The organism is uncultured Schumannella sp., assembly GCF_905479755.1.
Classification (GTDB): domain Bacteria; phylum Actinomycetota; class Actinomycetes; order Actinomycetales; family Microbacteriaceae; genus DCRR01.
Window position 1 is genome coordinate 26,990 of record NZ_CAJQNT010000010.1, and the last position, 18,495, is coordinate 45,484.

Below are 18,495 nucleotides of genomic sequence, written 5' to 3' on the forward strand. Positions count from 1 at the left end.
CCCGGCTTCGCTAGGCTCGCACCCATGACGCGCGTCTTCGTTCTCAACGGACCCAACCTCGGCCGCCTCGGCAGCCGGGAGCCGGAAGTCTACGGGCACCAGGATCTCTCGGCCCTGCGCGTCATGCTGGCGAGCGATCCGAGCGCCGAGGGCGTCGAGATCGATCTGCGCCAGACCGACGACGAGGGCGAACTGATCGGCTGGTTGCATGAGGCGGTCGACGCGAACGCCCCGGTCATCCTGAATCCGGCCGCCTTCACCCACTACAGCTACGCCCTGCGCGACGCGGCGGCGCTCGTGACCAAGGCCGGGTTGCCGCTCGTCGAGGTGCACATCTCGAACCCGCACGCACGCGAGACCTTCCGGCACACGAGCGTCATCTCGGGGGTCGCCTCGGGCGTCATCGCCGGGTTCGGCTTCGACTCCTACGTGCTCGCCCTCGTGGCGGTTCGTCGCGCGAACTAGCGCTCGTCTACACTCGACTGCGGCACTGCGGGGTCTCGATACGCCGCTTCACGGCTACCCGACCCGCTCCAGGAGGCAAACATGGCGACCACCAACGACATCAAGAACGGCAGTGTGCTGTCGATCGACGGGCAGCTTTGGAACGTGATCGAGTTCCAGCACGTCAAGCCCGGCAAGGGTGGCGCGTTCGTTCGCACCAAGCTCAAGAGCGTGATGAGCGGCAAGACCGTCGACCGCACCTTCAACGCAGGCACCAAGATCGACTTCGCCACGGTGGATCGTCGCGACTTCCAGTACCTGTACAAGGACGGCGAAGACTTCGTGTTCATGGACATGAGCGACTACGACCAGCGGACCGTTCCGGCCGCGGTCGTCGGCGATGCCGCCAACTTCATGCTCGAGAACCAGATCGCGACGATCGCGACGCACGAGGGCGAGGCGCTCTACGTCGAGCTGCCCGCCTCGGTGATCCTCGAGGTCACCTACACCGAGCCGGGCCTGCAGGGCGACCGTTCGAGCGCCGGCACCAAGGCCGCGACGCTCGAGACCGGCTACGAGATCCAGGTTCCGCTCTTCCTCGAGCAGAACACCCGGGTCAAGGTCGACACCCGCGACGGGTCGTACCTCGGCCGCGTGACCGACTAGTGAGCGCACGGACCAAGGCCCGCAAGCGCGCCCTCGACATCCTGTTCGGAGCCGACGTGCGCGGCATCCCGATCGCCGACCTGCTCGCCGATGAGTCGGTGCGGGCTGCCTCGCAGCCGCAGCGCGAGTCGTCCTGGCTCTACGCGCGCGAAATCGTCGCCGGCGTGCAGGAGCACCTCGACGAGATCGACGCGGCCATCGTGGAGCACGCACAGGGCTGGAAGCTCGATCGGATGCCCGCCCTCGACCGCGCGCTCGCCCGGCTGGCGACGTGGGAGATCCTCTTCAACCCCGAGGTGCCGAACCCGGTCGCGATCTCCGAGGCCGTCGAGGCCGCGACGATCATGAGCACGGACGACTCCGCGGGCTTCCTCAACGGCCTGCTCGGCGGGGTCGCACGCAGCCAGGAGTAGCGACATGCGCGGCGCGCTGATTCTCGATTTCGACGGCACCCTGTGCGTCGGTGACGCGCCCGTGCGGGAGTTCGCGCGGCACGCGTTCGAGAGCGTCTCGGACGGCCCGACACGGTTGGCGCGCCTGGACGCGTTCCTGGAGCGGGGCGACGGGATCGACTCGGCGCGCGATGGGTACCAGGCGGTTGCGGCGCTGGCGCGCGAGGTGGACGTGCCCCGTGCGGTACTCGAAGCGGCGTTCCAACGCAGTCGTGCCGACATCGCGAGTTGGATCGACGAGGTGCACGCCCCGGCTGGCATGCGGGATCTTCTCGCCGAGATCGGCCACGTGACGCGCGTTCTCATCACCAACTCGCCCGCGGGCGGACTCGACCAGGTGATCGAGGGCCTCGGCATCCGTGACGTTCTCGACGTCATCGTCACCGACGCCGGCAAACCCTCGGGGATGGCATCCGCGCTCGAGGCCGCCGGGGTGCAGATCGACGGGCCGGCATTGGCGAGCCTGGGTGACATCTGGGTGAACGATCATGCCGAGATCCAGGCGCGGGGCGGCACGACGTTTTTGATCGATCGGCACGCCCGAGGTGACGGTCTTCCCACGCGGCGCGCCGTGCGTGCCGAAGACCTCTACCCGGAGATTCGCGCCTGGGCCGCGCCGCTTGCAATGTAAACGTTGGGGAAACTCTCACATCTGGTGTCCTCCACCGAATCGAGGCACGCTTAACGTGGAGCGGTGGCCCTGTCTGAGGGGTCGCGATTCCAGCGCCGCACCTCGGCGGCGATTGAGGCATGGAGGACAACGTGAAGAAATCGTTCCTGACCCTGGCGACCCTTGCGGTCGCGGGTCTTGCACTTGCGGGCTGCACGCCCGCCGAAGATGCGGCGCCCGAAGCACCCGAGACGCTCGTCGTCGGCCTGGTGCCCTCGCAGGACGTCGACCAGCTCGTCCTCGACGGTGAAGAGCTCGCGGGCCTCCTCGGAGAGCAGCTCGACATGCCCGTCGAGGTCATCGTGACCGACAGCTACAACGCCCTCGTCGTCGCGATGCAGGCCGGCCAGGCCCATGTCGGCATGTTCGGCCCCATCGCGCTCGTCCAGGCCGTCGACCAGGCCGGCGCCGAGGCAGTTCTCCAGTCGGTGCGCTTCGGCTCGAGCACCTACGTGACGCAGTGGTTCACCAACGACACCGACCGCTTCTGCACGACCGACATCGTGACCGACGAGGACGGCTACACCTTCTGCAACGGCACCGACTCCGCCGACGGCGGCCCGGTCGGCCAGGAGGCTCTCGCGAACATCACCGAAGACGAGATCATCGCCTTCGTCGACGAGGGTTCGGCCTCGGGGTACTACTACCCGGCCACGCAGCTCCAGGAGGTCGGACTCGACCCGTTCAACCTGAGCGGCGCGTTCTTCGCCGGGGGACACCCGAACGCGGTCAGCGCCGTGGCGCGCGGTGAGGCCACCGTCGGAACCAGCTACAACGATGCGCGTTCCAACGTCGTCGAAGAGATCCCGACCGTCGGCTCCGACGTGACGGTCTTCGCCTGGTCGACCAACATCCCGAACGACGGCATCGCCGTCGGCGGCGACCTGCCCGAGGACCTGAAGGAGGCCATCACGGCGGCCTTCCTCGCGATCGCGGACACCGAGGACGGCATCGCCATCCTCAACGCCATCTACAACATCGACGGACTCGTGCCGGCCGACCTCGAGGCGCTTGACGCCGCGCGTCAGGTCGAGGCCAACTTCGGCGAGTAACCGAAGCAGTTCCGTGGCTCGGGGGCGGCGCGAAAGCGTCGCCCCCGGGTCGTTGGTTGGACCCGTCGCCGGGCGATGGGAGAGGATGTCAGAGTGATCCGGTTTTCGAAGGTCTCGGTGCGCTACCCGAACGGGACCGTCGGTCTCGACGAGATCGATCTGGAGATCCCAGACGGGCAGTTCGTCGTCGTCGTCGGGCTCTCCGGTGCCGGCAAGTCAACGCTCGTCCGCTCGATCAACGGGCTCGTCGCCACGACCGGGGGCGAGCTCGAGGTGTCGGGCCAGCGAGTTGACGCATCCAAGAAGGGTGCTCTGCGGCGACTGCGTGCCAAGGTCGGCATGGTCTTCCAGTCCTTCAACCTGGTCACCCGCACGAGCGTGCTCAACAACGTTCTCGTCGGCCGGTTGCACGCGACGCCCACCTGGCGCGCGATTCTCGGCTGGTATCGCAAGGCCGACGTCGAGATCGCCTTCCAGTCGCTGGAGCGCGTCGGCATCGTCGAAAAGGCCTACACGCGCGCCTCGCAGCTCTCGGGCGGGCAACAGCAGCGCGTTGCCATCGCGCGCGTGCTCGCGCAACAACCCGACGTGATCCTCGCCGATGAGCCGGTCGCCTCGCTCGACCCGCCCACCGCCAACCTCGTGATGCGCGACCTGCGCCGGATCAACCGCGAACTCGGCATCACCACCGTCGTTAACCTGCACTTCCTCGACCTCGCTCGCACCTACGCGCAGCGGATCATCGGGATGCGCGCCGGCAAGATCGTGTTCGACGGGCCACCCGAAGACGCCGACGACGCCGTGTTCGCCGAGATCTACGGTCGCTCGCTGACCGCCGAGGACCTCCTGCCGGACGTCGAGGCGCCGGCCACGACGGCCCCGGGCCTGACCGAATGACGTCGGTGAGCACCCCAACACCCCCGGCCGCTGTCGCCCGACCTGCGCGTCCCGCGCCGCCGCTCGGCGCCTGGTCGCTCCTCGCGATCGCGGTCGTGATCACGATCGTCGCCGGCAGTTCGATCGACTTCACGATCCTCCCGCTGTTCACCGACACCGGGCGCGGTTGGTTCATCGTCAGTCAGTTCTTCGCTCCCGACTGGAGCTTCCTGGTCCAGACGATCCAACCGATGTCGGTCACCCTCGCCACGGCCGTCGTCGCGACCGTCATCGGGACGGGCATCGCGCTCGTCGTGTCGTTCCTCGCGTCGACGGTGTCGAACCCCAACGCGTTGGTGTACCGCGCGGCGAAACTGGTGCTGTCGGTCGGCCGTTCGCTGCCCGACGTCGTCTGGGGTCTGCTGTTCGTCGCGTTTGTCGGCATCGGTGCCCTCGCGGGCGTGCTGGCCCTCGTCATGTTCAACATCGGCATCATCGCCAAGCTCACCGCCGAAACGATCGACGCCGTAGATCCGGGTCCGCTCGAGGCCGCCGACGCATCCGGGGCGAACGTCGTCCAGCGCTCGCGCGTCGCCGTCCTGCCGCAGATCCTGCCCAACTACGTGTCGTACTCGATGTACGTCTTCGAGCTCAACGTGCGCGCCTCCGTCGTGCTCGGCTTCGTGGGGGCCGGCGGCATCGGAACCCAGATCGCCGTGCAGCTCGCGAGATTCAACTACGACAACCTCTCGGCGATCATCGTGTTGCTGTTCGTGGTGGTGTTCCTGATCGATCAGTCCTCCAGCTACCTCCGACGGAGGCTCGCCCGATGACCTCGACCGCACCCGTCCCGGTGACCACGGTCACGCGCCCCACGCCGCCGAGGAAATGGCGCGTCATCACGATCGAGCTCCTCGCGCTCGCGATCGTGCTGCTGTGCCTCTCGGCGATCGAGATCAAGTGGGAGCGTCTCGCGCAGTTCCCCGAAAACTTCGTCACCTACACCGGGCTCATGCTCCGCGGCGCGCTCAACAACCCGCTCGAGGCGCCGTACACCGAGTACTGGCTGACCTCGCTCGAATTCATGGGGCAGTCCCTCGCCATGGCGTGGGTCGGAACGGTGATCGGCGCGCTGCTGTCGTTCCCGATCGGATTCCTGGCGGCATCCAACACCGCCCCGCGCTGGATCGTGCTCCCGACGCGCCAGGTGCTCAACGCCATCCGCACGGTGCCCGACGTCATCTTCGCGATCGTCATCATGGTGCCGATCTTCGGCCTGGGGCCGCTGCCGGGAGCGCTGGCGCTCGGGGTCGGATCGATCGGCACGCTCGGCAAACTCACCAGCGAAGTGATCGAAGGAATCCAGACCGGCCCGGTCGACTCGGTGCGCTCCTCCGGCGCCACCCCGCTGCAGGTGCTGCGGTGGGCGGTCATCCCGCAGATCATGCCGGAGGTCATCGCGTTCTGGCTGTATCGCTTCGAGGTCAACATCCGCGCCGGGGCCATTCTCGGCGTCGTCGGGGCGGGCGGAATCGGGTCGCTGCTGTCGCGGGTCTTCGACCAGCGCGACTGGGATCGCATCGGGATCGCGCTCATCGTGATCATCCTCGTGACGATGATCGTCGACGCCATCTCCGGCGCGGTGCGCCATCGCATCATCGCGGGCGCCCCCACGAAGGCCGCCGGCGCCGTCGTGTAACCGCGTCTGCGTCGAAGTGTGACGCAAGATTTCGTTCCATGACGGCCCGCGTTGAGGTGCGGCAGAGATGTCCGTAACTTCACAGCCATGCCTTCCGTCACCTCCGTCGCCACCGCGCCCGCGCTTCGCGTGGGTCTGCGTGGTGTCGGTCGCAGTTTCCCGACCGACACGGGGACGTCGCGTGTCATCCTGCAGGACGTCGACCTCGATGTCCGGCCCGGCGAGATCGTCGCCCTGCTCGGTCCCTCCGGCTGTGGCAAGTCGACGCTGCTGCGCCTGATCAGCGGACTGGACCAGCCGGGCGCGGGGGAGCTGCAGATCGACGGTGCGCCGGTCGCGTCCGTCGACCAGCGCTGCGCGGTCGCGTTCCAGGAGCCGAGGCTGCTGCCGTGGCGCTCCTTGGAGAAGAACGTCGAACTCGGACTCCCGCGCGGCACCGACCGCGCCGAGGGGAGCGCGCGCGTCAACGAGCTGCTCTCGCTCGTGCAGCTCGACCACGCGGCGCAGCTTCGCCCGCGCCAGATCTCGGGCGGCATGGCGCAGCGCGCCTCGCTTGCCCGGGCGCTCGCTCGAGGCCCCGGCGTGCTCCTGCTCGACGAGCCCTTCGGTGCGCTCGACGCGCTCACCCGGCTGACGATGCAGGATCTGCTGCTCAACATCCACGCGGCCGAGCCCGCGACGATCGTGCTCGTCACGCACGACGTCGACGAGGCGCTCCAGCTCGCCGACCGCATCGTGCTCCTGGGCACGCAAGAGGATCACCCCGGACCGTCGATCCGGCGCATCCTCGAGGTGGGCAAGCCCCGCCCGCGCGATCGCGCCGACCCCGGAATCGCGATCCTCCGCGCCGAACTTCTCGACCTTCTCGGAGTCGAGACGCACCACCCCGAGAACTACATCACCAAGGCGATCAAGGCGCAGCGCGCGCAACGCGGCTCTTGATCGCACCTCCACCCGAATCCCCACACAGCACAAAGGACATCCCATGAAGAAGACCCTCCTGGCCGCCGCGGCGACCGCGGTCATCGCCTCGCTTGCCCTCACGGGCTGCGCCGGCGAGAACGCGACGCCCGACGCCGGCACCGGCGGTGAGTGGAGCAAGTCGACGCTGAGCCTCGACTTCGCCACCTACAACCCGCTCAGCCTCATCATCAAGGAACAGGGCTGGATCGAGGACACGCTCGGTGACGACGTCGCCGTGACCTGGACCCAGTCGCTCGGGTCCAACAAGGCGAATGAGGGCCTGCGCGCCGGTGCCCTCGATGTCGGATCGACGGCCGGTTCGGCGGCGCTGCTGGCGCGCGCCAACGGCTCGCCCATCCAGACCATCGGGATCTACACCCAGCCCGAGTGGTCGGCGCTCGTCACGCTGCCCGGCAGCGGCATCGAGACCGTCGCCGACCTGCGCGGCAAGACGGTCGCCGTCACTATCGGAACCGACCCGTACTTCTTCCTGCTGCAGGCGCTCGACGAGGCGGGCGTCGACCCGAGCGAGGTCGACATCCAGAACCTGCAGCACGCGGACGGCGGCGTGGCGCTCGTCAACGGCAGCGTCGACGCCTGGTCGGGTCTTGACCCGATGATGGCCGCGCACGAGTTGAACGACGGCGTGGAGCTGTTCTACCGCCACGTCGAGTTCAACACCTACGGCTTCCTCAACGCCACCGAGGAGTTCATCCAGAACAACGCGGATCTGGCTCAGGTCGTCGCCGACGCCTACGAGAAGGCCCGCGCCTGGGCGCTCGAGAACCCGGACGAGACCGCGCAGCTGCTGGCTGACGTGTCGGGTCTCGACCTCGAGGTCGCCTCCGTCGTGCTCCTGGAGCGCACCGTCATCGACCTTCCGTTCGCCCCGGGCGCCGCGCAGTACTCGGTGCTCGAGGTGGTCGGCCCGATCCAGGTCGCCAATGGCGACATCCCCTCTCAGGACCAGGCCGACGCGGCGCTCGAGACGTTGTTCAACACGACGTTCGCCGACGCCGCCGACCCGAGCCGGGTGGGCTGAGCATCATGGCGGCTTCCCCCGAATACCTGACCGGCGACACGGTCGTGCGCGGCGGCAACGCCGGGCCCTCCGCCGACCCGCAGGTGACGGGGGAGGCCGCCTCGCTCGTCGCGGGCGGGCGTCCGCGCGCCGGCCGTCGCGCCGGGTCGCGCGCGGTGCTCGGCGCGATCATCCCGCTCGCGCTGCTCGCGTTGTGGTGGGCGGCGTCCCACCTCGGGTGGGTTCCCGCCTTCAAACTGCCGACTCCCGAGTCGCTCGTCGTTGCGGCGATCGACCTCGCCCAGCGCGGGCTGCTCTGGGAGCACATCGGCATCTCCACCCAACGCGTCTTCCTCGGTTTCGCGATCGGCGCCGTGGTTGGGCTTGCGCTCGGCTCGCTCGTCGGACTCTCGCGTCTCGCCGACGGGTTCCTCGCCGCGACGATCGGCGCGGCGCGTGCCGTACCGTCGCTGGCCTGGGTGCCGCTGCTGATCCTCTACCTGGGATTCGGCGAAGACTCGAAGGTGACGCTGGTCGCCATCGGCGCCGTGTTCCCCGTCTACACGACCGTGGCGGGCGCGTTGCGGCATGTCGATCCGCACCTCGTCGAGCTGGGTCGGGCCTACGGCTTCCACGGCGTCCGCCTGCTCTTCACGGTGCAGCTGCCCGCCGTCATCCCGGCGATCGTGTCGGGTCTGCGCCTCGCGCTCGCGCAGGCGTGGCTGTTCCTCGTCGCCGCCGAGCTCCTCGGCTCGACGATGGGACTCGGCTTCCTGCTGATCGAATCGCAGAACAACGGCCGCATCGATCGCCTGTTCCTCGCGATCATCGTCCTCGCCATCCTCGGCAAGCTCTCCGACGCCCTCATCGGCCTCCTCGAGCGAGCCCTTCTCACCCGCTGGGGCTAGCCCCGGCCCCACCGTTTTCAGGAGGAAGTGTGACGGATGTGGGAGAAGCGTCCCATCGACGTGACGCACGCCACATCCGTCACACAAACTCCTGAAAAGGGAAGTGCTAGTGTGAGCGGAGTTTGACCACCTTTAAGTCCGTCCGGGAGGCGGGGAAGGAGGTCCAGATGCGCACGCGAACCGTGCTGCAACAGGACGACATCCAGAGGGCTCTCACCCGCATCGCGCACGAGATCCTCGAAGCCAATCGCGGAGCGTCCGATCTCGTGCTCCTGGGCATCCCGACCCGGGGAGTGCTCCTCGCCGAGCGCCTCGCCACGACGCTGGAACAGCTCGAGCCCGGCTCCGCCACCGTCGGCGCGCTCGACGTCACCATGTACCGCGACGATCTCGCCGCCCAGCCGACGCGCACGCCGAGCCCAACGCGCATCCCCACCGGCGGGATCGACGGCAAGACCGTCGTGCTCGTCGATGACGTGCTCTACTCGGGCCGCACCATTCGTGCCGCACTCGACGCGCTCAACGACCACGGCCGTCCTCGCGCGGTGCGCCTGGCGGTCCTCGTCGATCGCGGCCACCGCGAGCTGCCGATCCGCGCCGACTACGTCGGCAAGAACCTCCCCACCTCGACCACCGAGCGCATCAACGTGCACCTCGCCGAGACCGACGGCGACGATCTGATCGCGATCGCGACGCCGGATGCGGGGGATGCGGCATGACCGAACTCCGTCACCTGCTGAGCGCGCACGACCTCGATCGCGGTACCGCGATCGCCATTCTCGACATCGCCGAAGACATGGCCGAAGTCGCCACGCGCGCCGTGCCGAAGCTCCCGACGCTGCGCGGTCGCACCGTCGCCAACCTGTTCTTCGAGGATTCGACCCGCACGCGCCTGAGCTTCGAGTCGGCGGCGAAGAAGCTCTCGGCCGACGTGATCACCTTCAGCGCCAAGGGGTCGAGCGTGTCGAAGGGCGAGAGCCTGAAGGACACCGCCCAGACGATCGCCGCGATGGGCATCGACGCAGTGGTGATCCGCCACGGCGCCTCGGGCGCCGCCCACACCCTCGCCACGAGCGGCTGGATCGACGCCGCCGTCGTCAACGCGGGCGACGGCACCCACGAGCACCCCACCCAGGGCCTCCTGGATGCGTTCACCATGCGCAAGTCGCGTCACGGCGCCGCCTCGCGCGGCAAGGATCTCACCGGCCTCACCGTCACGATCGTCGGCGACGTGCTTCATTCGCGTGTCGCCCGCAGCAACGTCTGGTTGCTGACGACGCTCGGCGCGCGGGTTCACCTCGTCGCGCCGGAAACTCTGCTGCCGACCGGGGTCGGATCGTGGCCGGTGACGACCGGTTCGAGCCTCGACGAGGCGATTGCGGCGAAGCCCGATGTGCTGATGATGCTGCGCATCCAGCAGGAGCGGATGCATGCCGCGTTCTTCCCGCACGAGCGTGAGTACGCCCGCCAGTGGGGGCTCGACGACGCCCGATTCGCCCAGCTTTCGCCGCATACGATAGTGATGCACCCCGGACCGATGAATCGCGGTCTCGAGATCTCGGCGGCGGCCGCCGATTCGCCGCAGTCGCGCGTGCTGGATCAGGTCACCAACGGGGTGTCGATTCGAATGGCGGTGCTCTACCTCGTGCTCTCGGGAACCTCGACGACCGCACCCACCACGACCGGAGGCCTTCGCGCATGACCATCCTGATCCAGGGCGCGACGCTCCCGACCGGTGAGACGACCGATCTGCTCGTCGAGGGCGGCGTGATCGCCGAACGCGGAACCGGGATCACCTCCGCCGGCGCGCAGGTCATCGACGCGAGCGGTCTCCAGGCTCTGCCCGGCCTCGTCGACCTGCACACCCACCTGCGGGAGCCCGGCTTCGAGCAGAGCGAGACGGTGCTGACCGGTTCGCGCGCGGCGGCGGCCGGCGGCTTCACGGCCGTGCACGCGATGGCGAACACCTTCCCGGTGGGTGACACCGCGGGCGTCGTCGAGCAGGTCGCGTCACTCGGCGCCCAGCACGGCTACGTCACGGTGCGCCCGATCGGCGCGGTCACCGTCGGACTTGCGGGGGAGCGCCTCAGCGAGATCGGCGCGATGGCCCAGTCCCGCGCCCAGGTGCGCGTGTTCAGCGACGACGGGATGTGTGTACACGACCCGCTGCTGATGCGGCGCGCGCTCGAGTACGTCTCGACCTTCGGCGGAGTGGTCGCCCAGCACGCGCAGGAACCGCGCCTGACCGAGAACGCGCAGATGAACGAGGGCGAGCTTTCCAGCCGCCTGGGGCTTGCGGGCTGGCCCGCCGTCGCCGAGGAGTCGATCATCGCCCGCGACGTGCTGCTCGCCGAACACGTCGGCGAGCGCCTGCACATCTGTCACCTTTCGACCGCGGGCAGCGTCGAGGTGGTCCGCTGGGCGAAGGCGCGCGGCATCCGGGTCACGGCGGAGGTCACCCCGCACCACCTGCTGCTGACGGAGCAGCTGGTCGAAAGCTACGACCCGCGTTTCAAGGTCAACCCGCCGCTGCGCCGCGATGAGGACGTGCACGCGCTCCGCGCGGCGCTGGCCGACGGCACGATCGACATCGTGGCCACCGACCACGCCCCGCATCCGGTCGAGTCGAAGGAGTGCGCCTGGGCGGAGGCCAGCTTCGGCATGGTCGGCCTCGAAAGCGCGCTGAGTGTCGTGCAGGAGTCCGTCGTCGACAGCGGCCAGCTCGACTGGAGCGATGTGGCCCGCGTGCTCTCGAGTGCCCCGGCGCAGATCGGCCTGCTCGAGGGCTACGCCGCCGCCTTCGAGGTGGGCAGCCCCGCACACGTCACCCTCTACGACCCGAGCGCCCGCTCCGACTTCGGCATCGAGCGACTCCGCGGCAAGGGCATCAACTCGCCCTACCTCGGGCGTTCGCTTCCCGGCCGCGTCGTCGCGACCCTCCACGGCGGTGTGCCGACCGTGCTGGACGGGGAACTGCGGCCCGCCGAGGAGGTGGCGCGTGGATAAGGTGCTGCCGACCCTGATCGTCGTCGCGGTTCTTGCGCTGGTCTTCGGTTCCCTCGCGGTCGCCTGGCGCGCCCGCGCGCGCCGGCACGCGGCACTCGGCCAGGTCGAGACGCTTCCCGCCGGGCTGGGGGAGGCGCGCGACAGTTTCGACGTGCTCTACCTCGCCACGACGCACGCCGAGAAGCCCCTGGAGCGGATCGCGCTGCCCGGCCTCGGGTTTCGGTCAAACGCGACGCTGCGCATCCACGAGGCTGGTCTCGAACTCGACCTCGGCGGGCGCTCCGGCCCCGCGTTCATCCCACGCGAGCGGATGCTCGGCGCCGGCCGCGCCAATTGGACGATCGACCGCGCCTCGGGCGGCGACCGTCTGGTCTTCGTCCGCTGGCGCCTGGGCGACGGCGACCCGGGCGACGGCGAGCTCGCGGTCGACTCCACCTTCCGCGCCGCCGATCCCGCACGCCTCGCCGACGCCCTCCTTTCTCTCGTTCCTGTTTCAACCGAAAGCGACGCCTCATGATCCGTCACGACCCCGCCGTCCTCGTCCTGGAGGATGGCACGCGCTACCCGGGCCACGCCTACGGCGCGCGCGGCCGCACCCTGGGCGAGGCGGTGTTTGCCACCGGCATGACCGGCTACCAGGAGACCCTCACCGACCCGAGCTACGCGGGACAGATTGTCGTGCAGACCGCGCCGCACATCGGCAACACCGGCATGAACGACGAAGACCCCGAGTCGCGCCGCATCTGGGTGGCGGGCTACGTCGTGCGCGACCCGTCGCGCGTGGTCAGCAACTTCCGTGCGAAGCGCTCCTTGGATGACGAACTCGTCGACACGGGGATCGTCGGCATCAGCGGGATCGACACCCGCGCCCTCACGCGCCGCTTGCGCGACGCGGGTTCGATGCGCGCCGCGATCTTCTCCGGGGTCGACGCCGAACTGGATGCCGATGCGCAGCTCGCGATCGTCCGCGAAGCTCCGAAGATGGCCGGGCAGAACCTCTCGGCCGAGGTCTCGGTCGAGGCCGCGGCCGTGACGCCCGCCCAGGGCGAGCGTCTCGGCAACCTCGCCGTGCTGGACCTCGGCATCAAGCAGTCCACCGTCGACAACCTGGCCGCCCGCGGCTTCGAGGTGCACGTGCTGCCGCAGTCGGTCTCGCTCGACGAGGTGCTCGCGATCGACCCGGTCGCCGCGTTCTACTCGAACGGCCCGGGCGACCCGGCGGCGAGCGACGGCCACGTCGAGCTGCTTCGCGGCGTGCTCGACGCGGGCCTGCCGTTTTTCGGCATCTGCTTCGGCAACCAGCTGCTCGGACGCGCGCTCGGCTACGGCACCTACAAGCTTCCCTTCGGTCACCGCGGCATCAACCAGCCGGTGCTCGACAAGGCGACCGGCAAGGTCGAGATCACCGCGCACAACCACGGCTTCGCGGTCGACGCGCCGCTCGACGCCCCGAGCGAGAGCCCGAACGGCTACGGCAAGGTCGAGGTGAGCCACATCGGCCTCAACGACCAGGTGGTCGAGGGCCTCAATGCGCTCGACATCCCCGCGTTCTCGGTCCAGTACCACCCGGAGGCGGCGGCCGGACCCCACGACGCCAACTACCTCTTCGACAAATTCCGCGACATGGTCGTGGCCCACCAGAGCAAGAAGGCAAAGAACTAGTGCCCAAGCGCCCCGACATCAACTCCGTCCTCGTCATCGGCTCCGGCCCGATCGTCATCGGGCAGGCGGCCGAGTTCGACTACTCCGGCACGCAGGCTTGTCGCGTGCTCCGCGAGGAGGGCGTCCGCGTAATCCTGGTGAACCCGAACCCGGCGACGATCATGACCGACCCGGACTTCGCCGACGCAACCTACATTGAGCCGATCAACGCCGAGGCGTTGGAGGCGATCATCGCCCACGAGAAGCCGGATGCGATCCTGCCCACCCTGGGCGGCCAGACCGCGCTGAATGCCGCGATCGCGCTGGACGCCGCCGGCATCCTCGAGAAGTACGGCGTCGAGCTGATCGGCGCCAAGGTCGAGGCGATCAACAAGGGCGAAGACCGCCAGATCTTCAAGGACCTGGTGATCGAGGCGGGTGCGGACGTCGCGCGCAGCTACGTCGTCAAGACGGTGCCGGCGGCGGTGGAGGCGGCCGAGGAGCTCGGCTACCCGCTCGTGGTGCGTCCCTCGTTCACGATGGGCGGTCTCGGCTCGGGCTTCGCGCACGACCGCGCCGAGCTGGTGCGGATGGTGACCGACGGTCTGCACCAGTCGCCGACCACCGAGGTGCTCCTGGAGGAGTCGATTCTCGGCTGGAAGGAGTACGAGCTCGAGCTCATGCGCGACACCGCCGACAACACGGTGGTGGTCTGTTCCATCGAGAACGTGGACCCGGTCGGCGTGCACACCGGTGACTCGATCACGGTGGCGCCCGCGCTCACCCTGACCGACCGCGAGTACCAGCGACTGCGCGACATCGGCATCGACATCATCCGCGCGGTCGGTGTCGACACCGGTGGCTGCAACATCCAGTTCGCGATCGACCCCGCCAACGGGCGGATCATCGTGATCGAGATGAACCCGCGCGTCTCGCGCTCCAGCGCCCTCGCGTCGAAGGCGACCGGGTTCCCGATCGCGAAGATCGCGGCAAAGCTGGCGATCGGCTACCGGCTCGACGAGATCCCGAACGACATCACCAAGGTGACCCCGGCGAGTTTCGAGCCGACCCTCGACTACATCGTGGTGAAGGTCCCGCGCTTCGCGTTCGAGAAGTTCCCGAGCGCGGATGCGACCCTCACGACGACGATGAAGAGCGTCGGCGAGGCGATGGCGATCGGCCGCAACTACGCGACGGCGCTGCAGAAGGCGCTCCGCTCGCTGGAGAAGCGGGGGAGCAGCTTCCACTGGGGCGAGGAGCAGCGCTCGAAGGCGGAGCTGATCGAGATCAGCCGCACCCCCACCGACGGCCGCATCGTGACGGTGCAGCAGGCGCTCCGCCACGGCGCCACCGTGGACGAGCTGTTCGAGGCGACGGGGATCGACCCGTGGTTCCTCGACCAGATCGTGCTCATCAACGAGGTGGCGGAGGAGATCGCGGCCTCCGCCGAGCTCGACCTCGAGGTGCTCTCCTTCGCGAAGGACCACGGCTTCTCGGACGTGCAGATCGCGCAGCTGAGGGGGCTCGGCGAGCAGGAGGTGCGCGAGCTGCGCTGGCAGCTGGGCCTGCGGCCGGTGTTCAAGACCGTGGACACCTGTGCCGGCGAGTTCCCCGCGCTCACGCCGTACCACTACTCGAGCTACGACACCGAGACGGAGGTGGCGCCGTCGGAGGGCAAGAAGGTCGTCATCCTCGGTTCGGGGCCGAACCGCATCGGCCAGGGCGTCGAGTTCGACTACTCGTGCGTGCACGCGAGCTTCGCGCTCTCGGCCGCCGGGTACGAGACGATCATGATCAACTGCAACCCCGAGACGGTCTCGACCGACTACGACACGAGCGACCGACTGTACTTCGAGCCGCTCACCCTCGAAGACGTGCTCGAGGTGATTCACGCCGAGTCGCAGTCGGGTGAGCTGGTCGGCGTCATCGTGCAGTTGGGCGGTCAGACCGCGCTCGGGCTCGCGAAGGGGCTGGAGGCCGCCGGCATCCCAATCCTCGGGACGAGCCCGGAAGCGATCGACCTCGCCGAGGAGCGCGGGCACTTCTCGCGCATCCTCAAGGAGGCGGGCCTCGTCGCCCCCCGCAACGGCACCGCGACGGATGCGCCGAGCGCCATCCGCGTGGCCGAAGAGATCGGCTACCCGGTGCTGGTGCGCCCGAGCTACGTGCTCGGCGGTCGCGGCATGGAGATCGTCTACGACTCGCCGAGTCTTGCGGACTACTTCGAGCGGGTGCGCGAGCACGCCATCATCGGCCCCGACGCGCCGCTGCTCGTCGACCGCTTCCTGGATGACGCGGTCGAAATCGACATCGATGCCCTCTATGACGGCACCGAGCTCTACGTCGGCGGCATCATGGAGCACATCGAGGAGGCCGGGGTTCACTCGGGCGACTCGGCCTGCACCCTGCCGCCCGTCACGCTCGGGCGCGGCATTCAGGATCAGGTCGTCGACGCGACCCGCAAGATCGCCGAGGGCATCGGCGTGCGGGGTCTCATCAACGTGCAGTTCGCGATCGGCGCGGGCGTGCTCTACGTGCTCGAAGCGAACCCGCGCGCCAGCCGCACGGTGCCGTTCGTCTCGAAGGCGCTCGGAATCCCGCTCGCCAAGGCGGCTTCGCTCGTCATGGTCGGCCGCTCGGTGCGCGACCTGGTCGCCGAGGGTCTGCTGCCCGAGCACGACGGCTCGATCGTCTCGCTCGATTCGCCGGTCTCGGTGAAGGAGGCGGTGCTGCCGTTCAAGCGCTTCCGCACGCGTGAGGGCAATGTCGTGGACTCGGTGCTCGGCCCGGAGATGCGCTCGACCGGCGAGGTCATGGGCATCGACGCCGACTTCCCGCGGGCCTTCGCCAAGAGCCAGGACGCCGCCTACGGTGGGCTGCCCGAGAGCGGCACGGTCTTCGTGTCGGTCGCCGACCGCGACAAGCGCGCGACCGTGCTGCCGATCCTGCGCCTCAGCCAGCTCGGCTTCGAGATCGTGGCGACGGAAGGCACCGCCGAGGTGCTCGCCCGCAACGGCATCGAGGCGACGACGGTGCGCAAGTACTTCGAGGGCCAGATCGACGACGGCGGCGAGCCGACGGTCGTCGACCTGATCAACGCGGGCGAAATCGACGTCGTCATCAACACGCCGAGCGGTCGCGCGGCGCGCGCCGATGGCTTCGAGATCCGCACCGCGACGGTCGCCGCCGACAAGCCGCTGTTCACGACGATCGCGCAGCTCGCGGCCGCCGTGGCGGCGTTCGAGATCAAGCGCGGAGACATCCGGGTGCGCAGCCTCCAGGACTACGCGGCCGATCGCGCCGTGCGGGAGGCCGCGCGGTGAGCGAGCCGGCCGAGGTCTCCGCGGCCGCGAGCTTCGGCTCGCGACTCGCGGCGGTGTTCGAGGCGCGGGGTCGGCTCTGCGTCGGCATCGACCCACACCGGGGCCTGTTGGATGCCTGGGGGCTCAGCGACGACGCCGCGGGAGTGCGCGAGTTCGGTCTGCGCGTCGTGGAGGCGTCTTCGGACACCGCGGGCGTCGTCAAGCCTCAGGTCGCCTTCTTCGAGCGCCACGGCTCGGCCGGTTTCGCCGCTCTCGAGGAGGTACTGGCCGCGGCGCGGGCGGCAGGCCTGCTGGTGATCGCCGACGTCAAGCGCGGCGACGTGGGCAGCTCGGTCGACGCCTACGGCGAGGCCTGGCTGACCCCCGGTTCGCCGCTGGAGGCGGACGCCATGACGGCGGTCGCCTATCAGGGCGTCGGTTCGCTCGACGGCGTGCTCGCGCAGGCCTCGACGCACGGCAAGGGCGTCTTCGTGCTCGCGGCCACCTCGAATCCGGAGGCCGCCGGCGTGCAGACCGCGCTCGTCGGCTCCGGCGAGTCGGCGGGTCGCACGGTCGCGGCGGCGACGGTCGACGAGTTGCGGGCCCGACGGACCGCGTCGAGCCTGGCCGCCCCGCTCGACGACTACGGCGTGGTCATCGGCGCCACGGTGAACCTCGCCCAGTACGGGCTGGCGGCCGAGGAGCTGGCGCGCACGCCGATCCTCGCGCCCGGCTTCGGGCATCAAGGCGCGACTTTCGCCGAACTTCCCGCGCTGTTCGGCCCGGCGCTCGGCGCGGTGGTCGCGAACGCGTCGCGCAGCATTCTGTCGGCCGGCCCGCGCGACGTGGCCGCCGCGATCGCCCGGGCCGTCTCGGAGGTGGAGGCCGCATGCCGCGCCTGACGCCGCCGGAGGTTGACCGGGTTGCCGCATCCCGCGCCGCAGTCGCCGCACGTCGTGCGCGCGCCGCGATCAAGCACTCCGTCGCCACGGGAGACAAGCGGGCGCTGGAGATCGCCGAGACCGGGTGGGCCGCCGAGCCGACCGCGCCGGAGGCGACGCTCCGGGTGCGGGAACTGCTCATGAGCATCCCGACCGTGGGTGCCACCCGCGCCGATCGCGCGCTCGAGGAGCTCGGGATCGCGAGCTCGAAGCGGGTCGGCGGTCTCGGCGTCCGGCAGCGCGCCAAGCTCCGCGACTACCTGTTGACGCGCGAGGGTCGCGTCGAGGTCCCGCACAGTCGACTCGTCGTGCTTGCCGGTCCGACGGCCGTCGGCAAGGGCTCGGTGTCGACGTTCATCCGCGAGAACTATCCCGACGTGATGTTCAGCGTGTCGGCGACGACGCGCGCGCCGCGCCCGGGCGAGATCGACGGCGAGCACTACTACTTCGTGAGCAACGACGAGTTCGACCGGATGATCCGCGACGGCGAGTTCCTCGAGTACGCGACGGTGCACAACGCCTACCGCTACGGAACACCGCGTCCGCCCGTCGACGCCGCCCTGGCCACGGGCCGCAGCGTCCTGCTGGAGATCGATCTGCAGGGGGCGCGTTCGGTGCGAGAGGCCATGCCGGAAGCGCTTCTGGTGTTCCTGTTGCCACCCAGTTGGGAGGAACTCGTGCGCCGGCTGGTCGGGCGCGGCACCGAGGATTCCGCCGAACAGGCCCGCCGTTTGGAGACCGCGAAGATCGAATTGCGCGCCCAGGACGAGTTCGATGTGCGCGTCGTCAACCGCGACGTCGGCCAAGCGGCACGCGAGGTCGTAGAATTGCTGGCAGTGCCCGGCGCCTGAGCC

Annotated in this window: 19 protein-coding genes; all 19 read left to right on the plus strand. The window is 69.3% G+C overall.

The window, feature by feature from the left end:
- Positions 1 to 24 precede the first annotated feature (24 nt).
- The 19 genes from QZ258_RS03060 to gmk all read left to right on the plus strand — a co-directional run bounded on the left by QZ258_RS03060 (position 25) and on the right by gmk (position 18,492).
- Positions 25 to 465, plus strand: a complete 441-nt coding sequence (locus tag QZ258_RS03060) for a type II 3-dehydroquinate dehydratase (protein WP_294178906.1) — start codon at positions 25 to 27, stop codon at positions 463 to 465.
- 81 nt (positions 466 to 546) lie between these two features.
- The gene (gene efp, locus QZ258_RS03065) at positions 547 to 1,110 is read left to right on the plus strand and encodes an elongation factor P (protein ID WP_294178907.1); all 564 of its coding nucleotides are present in this window, start codon (positions 547 to 549) and stop codon (positions 1,108 to 1,110) included.
- Positions 1,110 to 1,523, plus strand: coding sequence for a transcription antitermination factor NusB (gene nusB, locus QZ258_RS03070; protein WP_294178908.1), 414 nt, complete (start codon positions 1,110 to 1,112; stop codon positions 1,521 to 1,523). The genes efp and nusB overlap by 1 nt, the downstream gene beginning before the upstream one ends.
- A 4-nt stretch (positions 1,524 to 1,527) precedes the next feature.
- The gene (locus tag QZ258_RS03075) at positions 1,528 to 2,193 is read left to right on the plus strand and encodes an HAD family hydrolase (RefSeq protein WP_294178909.1); all 666 of its coding nucleotides are present in this window, start codon (positions 1,528 to 1,530) and stop codon (positions 2,191 to 2,193) included.
- A 131-nt stretch (positions 2,194 to 2,324) separates the two neighbouring features.
- A complete protein-coding gene (locus QZ258_RS03080; RefSeq protein ID WP_294178910.1) occupies positions 2,325 to 3,284 on the plus strand; it encodes a phosphate/phosphite/phosphonate ABC transporter substrate-binding protein in 960 nt (319 codons plus the stop codon).
- 93 nt (positions 3,285 to 3,377) lie between these two features.
- On the plus strand, positions 3,378 to 4,181 hold the full coding sequence (gene phnC, locus QZ258_RS03085; protein WP_294178911.1) for a phosphonate ABC transporter ATP-binding protein: 804 nt from the start codon (positions 3,378 to 3,380) through the stop codon (positions 4,179 to 4,181).
- Positions 4,182 to 4,186: 5 nt separating this feature from the next.
- On the plus strand, positions 4,187 to 4,993 hold the full coding sequence (gene phnE, locus QZ258_RS03090; RefSeq protein WP_294178912.1) for a phosphonate ABC transporter, permease protein PhnE: 807 nt from the start codon (positions 4,187 to 4,189) through the stop codon (positions 4,991 to 4,993).
- On the plus strand, positions 4,990 to 5,859 hold the full coding sequence (phnE, locus tag QZ258_RS03095) for a phosphonate ABC transporter, permease protein PhnE (RefSeq protein ID WP_294178913.1): 870 nt from the start codon (positions 4,990 to 4,992) through the stop codon (positions 5,857 to 5,859). Before phnE (QZ258_RS03090) ends, phnE (QZ258_RS03095) begins: the two co-directional genes overlap by 4 nt.
- Positions 5,860 to 5,946: 87 nt before the next feature.
- On the plus strand, positions 5,947 to 6,801 hold the full coding sequence (locus QZ258_RS03100; protein ID WP_294178914.1) for an ABC transporter ATP-binding protein: 855 nt from the start codon (positions 5,947 to 5,949) through the stop codon (positions 6,799 to 6,801).
- 43 nt (positions 6,802 to 6,844) lie between these two features.
- Positions 6,845 to 7,864, plus strand: coding sequence for an aliphatic sulfonate ABC transporter substrate-binding protein (locus QZ258_RS03105; RefSeq protein WP_294178915.1), 1,020 nt, complete (start codon positions 6,845 to 6,847; stop codon positions 7,862 to 7,864).
- A gap of 5 nt (positions 7,865 to 7,869) precedes the next feature.
- A complete protein-coding gene (locus tag QZ258_RS03110; RefSeq protein WP_294178916.1) occupies positions 7,870 to 8,751 on the plus strand; it encodes an ABC transporter permease in 882 nt (293 codons plus the stop codon).
- A 167-nt stretch (positions 8,752 to 8,918) separates the two neighbouring features.
- A complete protein-coding gene (gene pyrR, locus QZ258_RS03115; RefSeq protein WP_294178917.1) occupies positions 8,919 to 9,470 on the plus strand; it encodes a bifunctional pyr operon transcriptional regulator/uracil phosphoribosyltransferase PyrR in 552 nt (183 codons plus the stop codon).
- Entirely contained in the window at positions 9,467 to 10,453 is a 987-nt protein-coding gene (locus tag QZ258_RS03120; protein ID WP_294178918.1) for an aspartate carbamoyltransferase catalytic subunit, read from the plus strand. Before pyrR ends, QZ258_RS03120 begins: the two co-directional genes overlap by 4 nt.
- On the plus strand, positions 10,450 to 11,757 hold the full coding sequence (locus QZ258_RS03125; protein ID WP_294178919.1) for a dihydroorotase: 1,308 nt from the start codon (positions 10,450 to 10,452) through the stop codon (positions 11,755 to 11,757). The genes QZ258_RS03120 and QZ258_RS03125 overlap by 4 nt, the downstream gene beginning before the upstream one ends.
- A complete protein-coding gene (locus QZ258_RS03130) occupies positions 11,750 to 12,274 on the plus strand; it encodes a hypothetical protein (protein ID WP_294178920.1) in 525 nt (174 codons plus the stop codon). The genes QZ258_RS03125 and QZ258_RS03130 overlap by 8 nt, the downstream gene beginning before the upstream one ends.
- Positions 12,271 to 13,419, plus strand: a complete 1,149-nt coding sequence (gene carA / locus QZ258_RS03135; RefSeq protein WP_294178922.1) for a glutamine-hydrolyzing carbamoyl-phosphate synthase small subunit — start codon at positions 12,271 to 12,273, stop codon at positions 13,417 to 13,419. The genes QZ258_RS03130 and carA overlap by 4 nt, the downstream gene beginning before the upstream one ends.
- Positions 13,419 to 16,721: a carbamoyl-phosphate synthase large subunit gene (gene carB / locus QZ258_RS03140; RefSeq protein WP_294178923.1), complete on the plus strand. Its 3,303-nt coding sequence runs from the start codon at positions 13,419 to 13,421 to the stop codon at positions 16,719 to 16,721. Before carA ends, carB begins: the two co-directional genes overlap by 1 nt.
- On the plus strand, positions 16,718 to 17,602 hold the full coding sequence (pyrF, locus tag QZ258_RS03145; RefSeq protein ID WP_294178925.1) for an orotidine-5'-phosphate decarboxylase: 885 nt from the start codon (positions 16,718 to 16,720) through the stop codon (positions 17,600 to 17,602). The genes carB and pyrF overlap by 4 nt, the downstream gene beginning before the upstream one ends.
- Entirely contained in the window at positions 17,590 to 18,492 is a 903-nt protein-coding gene (gene gmk, locus QZ258_RS03150; RefSeq protein ID WP_294178927.1) for a guanylate kinase, read from the plus strand. The genes pyrF and gmk overlap by 13 nt, the downstream gene beginning before the upstream one ends.
- Positions 18,493 to 18,495 lie beyond the last annotated feature (3 nt).

Coding starts and splice junctions, on each gene's coding strand:
- gmk (WP_294178927.1), top strand. CDS start 17,590: ATGCCGCGCCTGACGCCGCCGGAGGTTGACCGGGTTGCCGCATCCCGC.
- QZ258_RS03060 (WP_294178906.1), top strand. CDS start 25: ATGACGCGCGTCTTCGTTCTCAACGGACCCAACCTCGGCCGCCTCGGC.
- phnE (WP_294178913.1), top strand. CDS start 4,990: ATGACCTCGACCGCACCCGTCCCGGTGACCACGGTCACGCGCCCCACG.
- QZ258_RS03100 (WP_294178914.1), top strand. CDS start 5,947: ATGCCTTCCGTCACCTCCGTCGCCACCGCGCCCGCGCTTCGCGTGGGT.
- QZ258_RS03110 (WP_294178916.1), top strand. CDS start 7,870: ATGGCGGCTTCCCCCGAATACCTGACCGGCGACACGGTCGTGCGCGGC.
- QZ258_RS03125 (WP_294178919.1), top strand. CDS start 10,450: ATGACCATCCTGATCCAGGGCGCGACGCTCCCGACCGGTGAGACGACC.
- QZ258_RS03105 (WP_294178915.1), top strand. CDS start 6,845: ATGAAGAAGACCCTCCTGGCCGCCGCGGCGACCGCGGTCATCGCCTCG.
- efp (WP_294178907.1), top strand. CDS start 547: ATGGCGACCACCAACGACATCAAGAACGGCAGTGTGCTGTCGATCGAC.
- QZ258_RS03075 (WP_294178909.1), top strand. CDS start 1,528: ATGCGCGGCGCGCTGATTCTCGATTTCGACGGCACCCTGTGCGTCGGT.
- carA (WP_294178922.1), top strand. CDS start 12,271: ATGATCCGTCACGACCCCGCCGTCCTCGTCCTGGAGGATGGCACGCGC.
- pyrR (WP_294178917.1), top strand. CDS start 8,919: ATGCGCACGCGAACCGTGCTGCAACAGGACGACATCCAGAGGGCTCTC.
- QZ258_RS03120 (WP_294178918.1), top strand. CDS start 9,467: ATGACCGAACTCCGTCACCTGCTGAGCGCGCACGACCTCGATCGCGGT.